Source organism: Actinomadura sp. NPDC048021, from assembly GCF_040653135.1.
Lineage (GTDB): Bacteria > Actinomycetota > Actinomycetes > Streptosporangiales > Streptosporangiaceae > Spirillospora > Spirillospora verrucosospora.
On record NZ_JBEZJQ010000024.1, the window covers coordinates 76,126 to 86,748 of the forward strand.

At 73.6% G+C, this 10,623-nt stretch carries 11 protein-coding genes; 8 read left to right on the top strand and 3 right to left on the bottom strand.

Features of this window, described 5'->3' with window-relative positions; genetic code table 11:
* Nucleotides 1–132: 132 nt before the first annotated feature.
* The gene (locus AB0C87_RS32215; protein WP_345183772.1) at nt 133–819 is read right to left on the bottom strand and encodes a dioxygenase; all 687 of its coding nucleotides are present in this window, start codon (nt 817–819) and stop codon (nt 133–135) included.
* A 240-nt stretch (nt 820–1,059) separates the two neighbouring features.
* Between AB0C87_RS32215 and AB0C87_RS32220 the strand changes: the two genes are divergently transcribed.
* From AB0C87_RS32220 to AB0C87_RS32245, 6 genes are all read left to right on the top strand, one after another.
* Nucleotides 1,060–2,106: a helix-turn-helix domain-containing protein gene (locus tag AB0C87_RS32220; protein WP_345183774.1), complete on the top strand. Its 1,047-nt coding sequence runs from the start codon at nt 1,060–1,062 to the stop codon at nt 2,104–2,106.
* 99 nt (nt 2,107–2,205) lie between these two features.
* Nucleotides 2,206–3,510, top strand: a complete 1,305-nt coding sequence (locus AB0C87_RS32225; protein WP_360580964.1) for an erythromycin esterase family protein — start codon at nt 2,206–2,208, stop codon at nt 3,508–3,510.
* 27 nt (nt 3,511–3,537) lie between these two features.
* Nucleotides 3,538–4,326: a DUF427 domain-containing protein gene (locus AB0C87_RS32230; protein ID WP_360580966.1), complete on the top strand. Its 789-nt coding sequence runs from the start codon at nt 3,538–3,540 to the stop codon at nt 4,324–4,326.
* A gap of 69 nt (nt 4,327–4,395) precedes the next feature.
* Nucleotides 4,396–5,025 carry a LysE family translocator gene (locus tag AB0C87_RS32235; RefSeq protein WP_345183780.1) on the top strand — a complete coding sequence of 210 codons (630 nt, stop codon included), beginning with the start codon at nt 4,396–4,398 and terminating at the stop codon, nt 5,023–5,025.
* 49 nt (nt 5,026–5,074) lie between these two features.
* Nucleotides 5,075–5,803 (top strand): Crp/Fnr family transcriptional regulator, encoded by a 729-nt coding sequence (locus AB0C87_RS32240; RefSeq protein WP_360580968.1) that lies wholly within the window; start codon nt 5,075–5,077, stop codon nt 5,801–5,803.
* Nucleotides 5,804–5,813: 10 nt separating this feature from the next.
* A complete protein-coding gene (locus tag AB0C87_RS32245) occupies nt 5,814–6,380 on the top strand; it encodes a TetR/AcrR family transcriptional regulator (RefSeq protein ID WP_360580970.1) in 567 nt (188 codons plus the stop codon).
* Here the strand turns inward: AB0C87_RS32245 and AB0C87_RS32250 are convergent.
* Nucleotides 6,372–8,042, bottom strand: coding sequence for a ubiquinol-cytochrome c reductase cytochrome b subunit (locus tag AB0C87_RS32250; protein WP_345183786.1), 1,671 nt, complete (start codon nt 8,040–8,042; stop codon nt 6,372–6,374). The two genes, AB0C87_RS32245 and AB0C87_RS32250, sit on opposite strands and share 9 nt — an antisense overlap.
* A 151-nt stretch (nt 8,043–8,193) precedes the next feature.
* Entirely contained in the window at nt 8,194–8,835 is a 642-nt protein-coding gene (locus tag AB0C87_RS32255) for a hypothetical protein (protein ID WP_345183788.1), read from the bottom strand.
* 268 nt (nt 8,836–9,103) lie between these two features.
* Between AB0C87_RS32255 and AB0C87_RS32260 the strand changes: the two genes are divergently transcribed.
* On the top strand, nt 9,104–9,643 hold the full coding sequence (locus AB0C87_RS32260; RefSeq protein WP_345183790.1) for a DoxX family protein: 540 nt from the start codon (nt 9,104–9,106) through the stop codon (nt 9,641–9,643).
* Between the two features lie 52 nt (nt 9,644–9,695).
* Nucleotides 9,696–10,514 (top strand): acyl-CoA thioesterase domain-containing protein, encoded by an 819-nt coding sequence (locus AB0C87_RS32265; protein ID WP_360580972.1) that lies wholly within the window; start codon nt 9,696–9,698, stop codon nt 10,512–10,514.
* The last annotated feature ends 109 nt before the right edge of the window (nt 10,515–10,623 follow it).

Here is a 10,623-nt window from a genome sequence, read left to right on the forward strand (position 1 = left end):
CGGGAGCCCCCGCAGTCACACAGCGGGAGCCCCCGCAGTCACACAGCGGGAGCCCCCGCCAAGGCGCGCCGGTGCCTTGGCGGGGGCGGGATTCCGCGGGAGCGGTGACGGAATCCGGCCGCGGAACCCCGGTCAGGGAACCTGCAGGACGAAGTCGAACTTCGCGGTGCGGCCCGTGGGAGTGGTCTGGACCTTCATGAGCAGCGCCGGGTCGTAGAGCGAGTCGGAGCTGTTGCGGGGCTCGTTCGGGAAGTACAGCTGCGTCGTCAGGATCTGCCGGTAGGGGGCCTGTGCCTTGACGTGGATGTGCCGGGTGCGGCCGGGGTAGAGGCCCGGCACGATCGTCGTGAGGGTGAATCGTCCCGAAGCGTCCGTGTATTGATGTCCACGAAGCTTGTAGCCGTAGTTGTCGTAATTGCCGTAATAGTCCGCCTGCCAGAAGTCGAGCAGGGCGTGGGCCACCGGCGTGCACGACATCGAGTAGACGATCCCGGAGACCGTGAGGGGGGTCCCCGGCATGCCGGGCGTCACGATCGACGCGCGCTCGGGGGACCCGGGCTTGAAGTAGGGGCCCTCCATCTGCGAGTGCGTCGGGGTGTCGTCCCCGTCGTCGCACTTGGGCGTCGGGGTGAGCGGCCGCTGCTCGGTGCGGGCCTGCGCGGGCGCGGTCACCGCGGACACGGCGGTGGGCAGCGCGAGCGCGCCGATGCCCGCCGCGCCCGCGGCGACGATGAAGTTCTTGCGGCTGATGCCGTTGTCCTGGCCGTCGCCGGTGCCGGGCTCGTGGCCGGTGCCGGTCTCCTGCTCGTCGGCTGGCATGGGGGTTCCTCTCGGGGGTCGTCCGGGATCTTCCGGTTGGCGGGGCTCCCTGGGAGTCGGTCCGCGACATGTATAAGCCGCCGGGGAAGGGGCGGTCTTGCCGCTGCGTGCCGTGACTTTGGCGGCGAGTGCCAAAGCCCGCCGGAAGCGTCGTGCTGACTCGCTCATTGACCTTCCTGACGCGCCGTAGAAGCCTTGCGGTTGGCGTCCGAGACCCCGCCCGCCGACCGGAGGAGCGTCATGCCCACGCTCGTTGACACCTCGGACCACCCTGCCCGCGACCAGGCGGACTACTGGCGCCACCTGATCAGCTCGGCCTTCGGGCCGTTCCACGTGCAGCCGTGCCTGCCCGGAGGGTTCGCCGCCCGGTTGAGCGGCCGGGTGCTGGGCCCGGTGGAGGCCGGCGACGTGCACGCGCCCGCGCACGCGGTGCGGCGCAGCGCCCTGCAGATCGCCCGCGACACCCGCGAGTGCTACAAGCTCGGCCTGGTGCTGCGCGGCTCGTGCGTGCTGCGGCAGAACGGCCGCCGGGCCGTGGTCGGCGCGGGGGACGTGGTGTTCTACGACCTGACCCGTCCCGTGGAGATCTCCTTCGACGCCCACCACATCTTCACCGTGGTGATCCCGCACAGCGCCGTGCCGCTGCCGCGGGAGCGCCTCGCCGCGTTCGGCGGCACGCTGCTCGGCGGGCGGGCCCGGACCGGGCGGCTCGTCTCGTCCTTCCTCGGCGCCCTGGCCGAGAGCGGCGCCGAGGACGGCGAGCGGGGAGCCGCCCCGAACGGCGCCGGGCCCGCCACGGGGAGCGGGGCCGCGGCGGGCGACCCGTTCGGCGGGGCGTCCGACGAGATCTACGCCCACCACCTCGGCGGGGCCCTCGTCGAGCTGGTCACCGGCGCGGCCAGCGAGTGGCTGGGCGCGCCCGCGTCCCCGTCGCCGGAGGGAGCGGAGATGCTGCGGGCGATCGAGGAGTGGATCGAGGCGCGCCTGCACGACCCGTCGCTGAGCCCCGCCGCGATCGCCGCCGCGCACCACATCTCCGTCCGCCAGCTCTACCGGGTGTTCGCGCCGACCGGGACGACCGTCGCCCGGTACGTCCGGACCCGCCGCCTGGAGCACTGCCGCCGCGAACTCGGCGACCCGTTCCTCGGCACGCAGCGGATCGGCGCGATCGCCAACCGCTGGGGCCTGCCGGACGCCGCCGCCTTCAGCCGCGCGTTCCGCGCCGCCTACGGCCAGACCCCCAGCGACTACCGCGCCCGCACGACGGGCATCCGGCGGGACCCCTGACACGCCCCGATCCCGGCCGGCGCGCTTCGCCTTCCCGAATCCCGGGAAGGCGAAGAGTAAGGACCTGGACGCGACGGAGGACGCGAGGGGGACGTCGCCATGCGAGGCCGGGAAGGGCGCGCCGCCGCCGACGTGCGCGGAGCCGCGCTGCCGCTGGAGTACGCGGAGGATCTGGACCCGCTCCTCGACCGCATCGGGGACGGCCGGTGCGTGCTGATCGGCGAGGCCAGCCACGGGACCCACGAGTACTACGCGTGGCGGGCCGCGCTGACCAGGCGGCTGATCGCCGAGCGCGGGTTCGGGTTCGTCGCCGTCGAGGGCGACTGGCCCGACTGCCGCCGGGTCGACCGCTGCGTGACGCTCGCGCCGGGGGCGCACCAGGATCCGAGGGCCGCCCTGAACGCCTACGAGCGCTGGCCGACGTGGATGTGGGCCAACGAGGAGACCGTCCGGTTCTGCCGGTGGCTGCGCGACCGCAACGCGGGCCTTCCGCCGGCCGAGCGGGCCGGCTTCCACGGCCTGGACGTCTACAGCCTCTGGGACTCGCTGCGGGCGGTCGTCGACTACCTGGCGGCGCACCGCCCCGAGTACCTGGACACGGCGCTGGAGGCGTACCGCTGCTTCGAGCCGCACGGCCACGACCCCCGCTCCTACGGGTGGAACGCCGCCCTGGTCCCGGGCGGCTGCGCGGCGGAGGTGCTGGAACTGCTGGCCGCGCTGCGCCGCCCGGCGCCGCCGGGGGAGGCCGGCGACCCGGAGGAGGAGTTCGACGCCCGGCAGAACGCCGAGGTGGCGGCGGGCGCCGAGCACTACTACCGCACCATGCTGGGCGGCGGGCCGGAGTCGTGGAACGTCCGGGACGTCCACATGGCCGACACGCTGGACCGGCTGATGGACTTCCACGGCGCCAAGGCCGTCGTGTGGGCGCACAACACCCATGTGGGCGACGCGCGGGCGACCGACATGGCCGGCGCCGGGATGGTCAACCTCGGCCAGCTCGCCAGGGAGCGGCACGGAGCCGACGGCGTCGTGCTGGTCGGCTTCGCGGCCGGCCCCGGCGAGGTCGTCGCGGCGCCGGCCTGGGGCGCCCCGATGGAGGTCATGCACGTCCCGCCGCCGGCGCACGGCTCGCTGGAGCAGGTGCTGGCGGAGTCGGAGCTGCACCGGGCGATGTTCGTCGTGCCTCCGGAGCGGGAGAAGCCCGACTTCTTCACCGGCACGCTCGGGCACCGCGCGATCGGCGTCGTGTACGACCCGGACCGGGATTCGCGCCAGTACGTCCCGACACGGCTCGCCGAGCGCTACGACGCGCTGGGCTGGTTCCGCGCCACCTCGGCGCTCCAGCCGCTGCACCTGGAGGCGGCGCGCCGTGGTGAACTGGAGACGATGCCGACCGGTGTCTAGCAGTCAGGCAGTCTGAGGAGCCGCGCCATGTCCCTGACCATGCAGCCGGGCCCGCTCGCCGGTTCGCCCGGCGACGAGGTCAACTTCACGATCGACGGACCGGCGCACCGGTTGTTCATGCACGACTTCCCGCGCCGGGTCCGCGCCCGCTTCGCGGGGGAGACGGTGCTGGACACCGAGCGCGGGAAGCTGCTCCACGAGACGGGGCTGCTGCCCGTCCTGTACGTCCCCGAGGAGGACGTGCGCACCGACCTGCTGGAGAAGATTGTCCACGCGACGCACTGCCCGTTCAAGGGCGACGCCGCGTACTGGACGGTGCGGGTGGGCGACCGGGCGGCCGAGAACGCGGTGTGGGGGTATCCGGACCCGAAGCCGGAGGCGGCGTGGCTGCGCGGGCACATGGCCTTCTACTGGAACCGGATGGACGCCTGGTTCGACGAGGACGAGGAGGTCCACGGCCACCTGCGCGACCCGTACCACCGGGTCGACGCCCGCGCCACGTCCCGGCGCGTGCGGGTGCTGCTCGGCGACGAGGTCGTCGCCGAGACCGGGCGGGCGAAGCTGATCTCGGAGACCGGGTTGCCCAACCGCTACTACATCCCGGCCGAGGACGTCCGCCGCGACCTGCTGACCCGCAGCGAGAAGCGGACGTTCTGCCCCTACAAGGGCGAGGCCGCGTACTGGTCGCTGGCCGGCGCCGAGGACGCCGCCTGGTCGTACGAGGAGCCCCTGGAGGACGCCGCGAAGATCGGCGGGTACCTGTCCTTCGACCACGAGGCCCTGACGATCGAGACGCGGCCGTCTCCGGCCGCCTGACGCCCGCCCGGGGCCGGGGACGCCGTATTGCGCTCGCGGAGCGGCGGCCTCCTGCCGCATGATTTCGGCATGGTAGATACCTCCCTTTATGCGGCGTTCGTTGTCGCCGCGTTCGCGCTCTGCGTCACCCCCGGCCCCGACATGATGTTCATCGTCGCGATGGGCGGGCGCGGCGGCCCGGTCACGGGCCTCATGGCGGCGGCGGGCGTCGCCACCGGCGCCCTGACGCACGCCGTCGCCGCGACGCTCGGCCTCTCCGCCCTGTTCACCGCGCTGCCGGCGCTGTACCACGTGCTGCGCTGGGCGGGCGCCGCCTACCTCCTCTTCCTCGCCGTCAGGTCGTTCCGGGACCGCGGCGAGCCGGGGGAGGAGGGCGCGGCCCCGGTCGGCCCGGGACGGCTCCGCGCGTTCTGGCAGGGCGTCGTCACGAACCTGCTGAACCCCAAGGTGATCCTCTTCAACATCGCCTTCCTGCCGCAGTTCGTGAACCCCTCCGTGGGGCATCCGATGGTGCAACTGCTCGTCCTCGGCGTCACGCTCGTCCTGCTCGGCCTCGTCGTGGACGCCTGCGTCGGCCTCCTCTCCGGCCGCCTCGCGAACCTCCTGCGGCGCAGCCGCCGCGTCGCCCGCGGCCTGAACATCTTCAGCGGAACCGTCTTCACGGGGCTCGCCGTGCGCCTCATGGCCGTCCCCAAGTGAGGGCCTGCGGGTTTACAGTTCTGGTAACCCTGAGCAAAGGAGGCGGCTGTTGGTTCCGTACGCGGCGTCCTCTCCGCCTTCCGCGTTCTGGTCGGCGCTCGAACCCGCGCAGCGGACCGCGCTGCGCGACGCCGCGCGTCCCCGCACGTTCCCGGTCAAGGCGCCGCTGGTGTACCAGGGCGACGAGTCCGACCATGTGATCATCATCGAGCGGGGCTGGGCGAAGGTGACCTCCGCGACCGAGGACGGCCACGACGTGGTGCTGGCCGTCCGCGGCCCCGGCGACCTGCTCGCCGAGAGCGCGGTGCTCGGCGGGCGGCCGCGCGCCGCGACCGTCACCGCGCTGTCCCCGATCCGCGCCCTGGTCGTGCCCGCGGCCCGCTTCACCGGGTTCCTGGACGCGCACCCGGACGTGTGGATGCTCGTCACCGGCACCTTCGTGCAGCGCATGGACGACTCCGACCGGCGGCTGACCGCCCACATCACGAGCCGGGGTCCGGAGCGCCTGGCGGCCCTGCTCGCCGAGCTGGCGGAGCGCTCGGCCCAGCACGCCCCGCCCGCGCCCGACGGGTCGATCGAGATCGGGCCGCCGCTGTCGCAGGAGGAGCTCGGCAGCTGGATGGACGCCTCCCGGGAGACCGTCGCCCGCGCGCTCAGCGGGCTGCGCCGCGAGGGCCTGATCCGCACCGGCTGGCGCAGGATCACCGTGGTGGACCTGGCCCGCCTCCGCGCGTTCGCCAAGGAGCAGACTGACGGACCGTCCGTCCTCCCGCCCTAGGATTCCGGGCATGAGCGGCGACGGCTACCACCACGGCAACCTGAGGCGGGCCGTGCTCGACGCCGCGATCGAGGTGATCGCGGAGGCGGGCCCGGCCACGTGGAGCCTGCGGGAGCTGGCACGCCGCGCCGGGGTGTCGCACGCCGCGCCCGCGCACCACTTCGGCGACAAGACCGGCGTGCTGACGGCCGTCGCCGCCGAGGGGTACGCGCTGTTCGCCGACGCCCTGGAGGCCGCCGGGAACGACCTGCACGGCGTCGGGCTCGCCTACGTGCGGTTCGCCGTCGAGCACCGGGTCCACTTCGAGGTCATGTTCGCGCCCGCGCTCTACCGCCCGGACGACCCGGAGGTGGCCGCCGCGCGCGACCGCGCCGGGCGCGTGCTCGCCGAGGGCGTCCGCGGTACCGTGCCCGGCCGCCCCGCGGAGGACCGGACGGCCGGGATCGCCGCCTGGTCGATCGTGCACGGTTTCGCCCACCTGTGGCTGAGCGGCGCCCTGCGCGACCTCGGCGACGACCCCGTGCGGGCCGCCGGCCCGGTCATCCGCCTCCTGTTCGAGCGCCCCGGGTCACCGTGACGCGGCCTCCTCCTCGATCGCCGGCCGCTCGCCGTCCGCTTCGACCGGGGCGCGTTCGGGGACGACGGCCAGGTCGGCGCGGAAGCGGCGGTTGAGGGCGGCCCGCACGCGCCCCCGGGCGGTGCGGCCGCGGGGGCTTTCGACGTCGTCGACGGGCGGCGGGACGTCCAGGTCGGCGGCGGGCGCGGGGCGCGGATCGGTGATCGCGGCGATCGCCTCGTCCGGGAGCGGGCGCTCGACCTCGCTGAACCCCCCGTCCGGCGACTGGCGGACGATGCCGGTCTCCAGCCCGTGGTGGGCCAGGCCGAGGTCGCGGCGCTGCAGGCCGACGCAGAGCCGGTAGGTGACGGCGTAGGCGAGCACCGGTCCGAGGACGATGAGGAACCGGAAGAACCACGTCGTCCAGAACAGCGGGACGTCGAACTTGTCGGAGAGGACGTCGTTGCCGCCCGCGAGCCACAGCCCCCCGTAGAAGACCACGCCGCCGACGCCGATGCCGGTCCGCGCCGGGACGTCGCGCGGCCGGTCCAGCAGGTGGTGGATCTGCGAGTCGCCGGTCACCCAGCGTTCCAGGAACGGGTAGACGGCCAGCCCGGTGAACAGCAGCCCGGGCACCACGAGTGCGGGGACGACCACGCTCATCGCGACGGTGTGGCCCCAGACGTTGATCTCCCAGGACGGCATGACCCGCAGCGCGCCCTCCAGCCAGCCCATGTACCAGTCCGGCTGCGACCCGGAACTGATCGCGCCGGGGTCGTAGGGCCCGAACAGCCAGATCGGGTTGATCTGGAAGAACGCGGCCAGCAGCGTCGTCACGCCCAGCACCCACAGGAAGAACGCCGTGGTCTTGGCGATGAAGACGGGGAAGAACGGGTAGCCGCGGACGGTCGTGTTCGAGCTGCCCTTGCCCGGGAACTGCGTGTGCGTCTGCCGCCAGGTCAGCACGACGGCGTGCAGCGGGATCAGCGCCGCCAGGATGCCGGGGATCAGCAGCACGTGGATGACGTACAGGCGCGGGATGATGTCGGTGCCCGGGTACTCGCCGCCGAACAGGAACATCACCGCGTACGAGCCCACCAGCGGGATCGACGCGAGCACGCCCTCCAGGATGCGCAGGCCCGTCCCGGACAGCAGGTCGTCCGGCAGCGAGTAGCCGAACAGGCCGTTCAGCATCACGAGCATGAACATGGCGATGCCGATCAGCCAGTTCAGCTCGCGGGGCTTGCGGAACGCTCCGCTGAAGAAGTTGCGGAGCATGTGCACGAGGATCGCGCCCATGAAGATGAGCGTGGACCAGTGGTGGATCTGCCGGACGAGCAGCCCGCCCCGCACGTCGAAGCTGATCTTGAGGGCGGAGGCGTACGCCTCGCTCATCTCGACGCCCTTCAGCTTCGTGTACGAGCCGTTGTAGACGACCTCGTGCATGCTCGGCTTGAAGAACAGCGTCAGGTACACCCCGGTCAGCAGAATGATCACGAAGGAGTACATCGCGATCTCGCCGAGCAGGAAGGTCCACTGGTCCGGGAACGCCTTGCGCAGCGCCTTGCGCGCGAATCCGGTGGTGCCGAACCGCTCGTCGAGCGCCCTCGTCGTGACGTCCAGTGCCCTGGGCGGCCTCCGCGTGCCGGCCCGCGCCCCGCCGGGCGCCCTCGTTCCCGCCATCGTCCGCATCCCTCCGTCGCGCTGTGGCAGTCGCGCTTCTGGGCATGAGACCGACGCAGACACCGCGAATGTGACATGTCGGAATGTGGACCGCGTCACATGGCGCGGTCCACCGTGCGGGGTCCCGGCAGGGCGGGACCGGCGGGCGGGATCAGCGCGCCCGGACGGCGAGGCCGCCGCGGCGCAGGTAGCGCGGACGCCAGCGCGCCCGGTAGCAGAGCCGGATCGGCGGCGGGAGCAGCCCCAGCACGGCGCGGCGGGTGCCGTCCGGGGCGCCGTCGAGAAGCCAGGGCAGGAACACTCCGAGCCCGCGCAGCCCCAGCTCGCGGCGGAGCTCCACGTCGAAGGTGCCCCATTCGAACGGGGTGAGGGTCTCCTGGATGAGGGGCAGGACGTTGGACTCCTTGAAGTCCAGCAGCGCGTCCACCGAGGCCCGCATATCGCGCGCGTACGCGGCGAACGCGTCGCGGTCGCGGTGCTCCAGCGCCGCCTCCACGCCGTCGATCGGCGGGACGGCCTTCAGGGCCAGCGACGCCATGGCGTCGAGGACCACGCCGACCCGCCCGGGCCCGTCGGCGTCCTTGGCGTACATGACGTTCCAGAGGGCGTTCTTCTCGGCGCGGTCCTGCAGGCTCCAGTGGGCGGTGAACAGGGCCCAGCGGTCCGCCGCCTCGGCCCATCCGAAGGCGGTGCCGGGCCGGCCCGCCGCCTCCAACCGGGCGGTGTCGCGGCGGAAGGCGCCGTAGGCGGCGTACAGCATCGTCAGGTCGAATCTCCTCGCCACGCTGTCCATGCCGCCTCCCAAGCTCTCCGCGCCCGTGCCGCTCACACAGAAAGATGGACCGGACGCGTCCGAATGTGACGCGATGCGGAGCCCGACTTTCTGTGATCTGCCCCACGGGCGTCGGGATATGCGGAGGACGGGGCGTCGCACACCGCGGAGGCGGCCGGGATCACCAGCGCGCCGCACTGCGGTCGGAAGCCGCGCATGCAAAGCGCTGGCCGCCCTCCCGGTCCGGTACGTTGCTGGGCGTTCCCAGCACACGAGGAGAGGGCCGGGCATGGCTGTTGACGCGGCGGGGATCGACATCGCCTCCCTGGTCCTGCGGGTGTCCGTCGGCGGCACGCTGATCGCGCACGGGTGGAACCACGCGTTCGGCGGCGGGAGGATCGAGGGCACGGCGGGCTGGTTCGAGTCGATGGGGCTGCGGCCGGGCCGCCTGCACGCGCTGATGGCGACCGGCACCGAGCTGGGCGCGGGCGTCCTGCTGCTGCTCGGGCTCCTCACGCCGCTGGCGGCGGCGGGCGCGGTGGGCACGATGGCCGTCGCGTTCGTCACCGCGCACCTGCGCAACGGCTTCTTCATCTTCCGCCCCGGCCAGGGCTACGAGTACGTAGTCATGATCATGATGGTGGCGTGCGCGGTGGGCGCGCTCGGCGGCGGCGCGGCGTCCCTGGACCGCGTCCTCGGAATCGACGGCGACCTGGCGGGCTGGACGGGCCTGGCCGTCACCGCCCTCGCCGGCGGGATCGGCGCCGCCCTCCTGCTGGCCGCCTTCTGGCGGCCCGGCACGCGCTCCGCCGGGACGCCGGGGGACTGACCGGCCCAGCCCGACAGGCCGGCCCGCGCCCGGGTCGGATAACGTCGCGAGCGTGCGACCCTCGATCTCCGAAGAGCCCGAAGGACGGCTGGAGTCCCTCCATTCCGTCCTGGAGCTGCTGGACCTGGAAGAGCTCGACCGGGACCTCTACCGGGGAGCGCTCGTCTTCGACGACCCCTACCCCCTGTACGGCGGGCAGGTCGCGGCGCAGGCACTGCGCGCGGCGGGCGGCACCGTCCCGGAGGGGCGGCTGCCGCACTCGCTGCACGGGTACTTCCTGCGCGGCGGCGACGCGGCGCGGCCGACGATCTTCCGGGTGGACCGGGACCGCGACGGCCGCTCGTTCTCGGCGCGCCGCGTGGTGGCGCTCCAGGGCGGCGAGGTCATCTTCAACATGTCGGTGTCGTTCCAGCGGCCCGCCGACGACGAGGACCGGCAGGTGCATCCGGCGCCGCGGGTCCCCGGGCCGGACGGCCTCCCGGCCTCCCCGGTCCCGCGGCTGTTCTCCATGGAGAGCCGCGTGCCGCCGCAGCCCTACGAGGCGGCCGACTTCCCGACGCGGCTGTGGTCGCGCTGCACCGCGCCGCTCCCGGACGACGACCTGCTCCACGCCTGCGTGCTGACGTACCTGTCCGACATCTCCAGCGGGCTGATCGCGCTGCACGACGGCGCGGCCCGGTCGGGGTCCAGCCTGGACCACGCCGTCTGGTTCCACCGGCCGGTCCGGATGGACGACTGGGTGCTGATGGACCTCGTCCCGCAGACGGTCGCCGCCGGGCGCGGCTGGTACACCGGAACGATCCACACCCGGGACGGCGTGCTGGTCGCCAGCCTCACCCAGGAGACCCTCTTCCGCACGCCGCGCCCCTGACGCGGCCGGGGGCGGGCGCCCCCCCGCGGGCGGGCGGCGGGGGGGGGGTGGGCCGGGGGGGGTGGGGGGGGGGCCGGCGGGGGCGGGGGGGTTGGGGGGGGTGGGGGCG

What these genes read in the sequence shown, in the direction of transcription:
- AB0C87_RS32235 (WP_345183780.1), top strand. Translation starts at nt 4,396, where the DNA reads ATGGTAGATACCTCCCTTTATGCGGCGTTCGTTGTCGCCGCGTTCGCG.
- AB0C87_RS32215 (WP_345183772.1), bottom strand. Translation starts at nt 819, where the DNA reads ATGCCAGCCGACGAGCAGGAGACCGGCACCGGCCACGAGCCCGGCACC.
- AB0C87_RS32255 (WP_345183788.1), bottom strand. Translation starts at nt 8,835, where the DNA reads ATGGACAGCGTGGCGAGGAGATTCGACCTGACGATGCTGTACGCCGCC.
- AB0C87_RS32230 (WP_360580966.1), top strand. Translation starts at nt 3,538, where the DNA reads ATGTCCCTGACCATGCAGCCGGGCCCGCTCGCCGGTTCGCCCGGCGAC.
- AB0C87_RS32245 (WP_360580970.1), top strand. Translation starts at nt 5,814, where the DNA reads ATGAGCGGCGACGGCTACCACCACGGCAACCTGAGGCGGGCCGTGCTC.
- AB0C87_RS32260 (WP_345183790.1), top strand. Translation starts at nt 9,104, where the DNA reads ATGGCTGTTGACGCGGCGGGGATCGACATCGCCTCCCTGGTCCTGCGG.
- AB0C87_RS32250 (WP_345183786.1), bottom strand. Translation starts at nt 8,042, where the DNA reads ATGGCGGGAACGAGGGCGCCCGGCGGGGCGCGGGCCGGCACGCGGAGG.
- AB0C87_RS32225 (WP_360580964.1), top strand. Translation starts at nt 2,206, where the DNA reads ATGCGAGGCCGGGAAGGGCGCGCCGCCGCCGACGTGCGCGGAGCCGCG.
- AB0C87_RS32220 (WP_345183774.1), top strand. Translation starts at nt 1,060, where the DNA reads ATGCCCACGCTCGTTGACACCTCGGACCACCCTGCCCGCGACCAGGCG.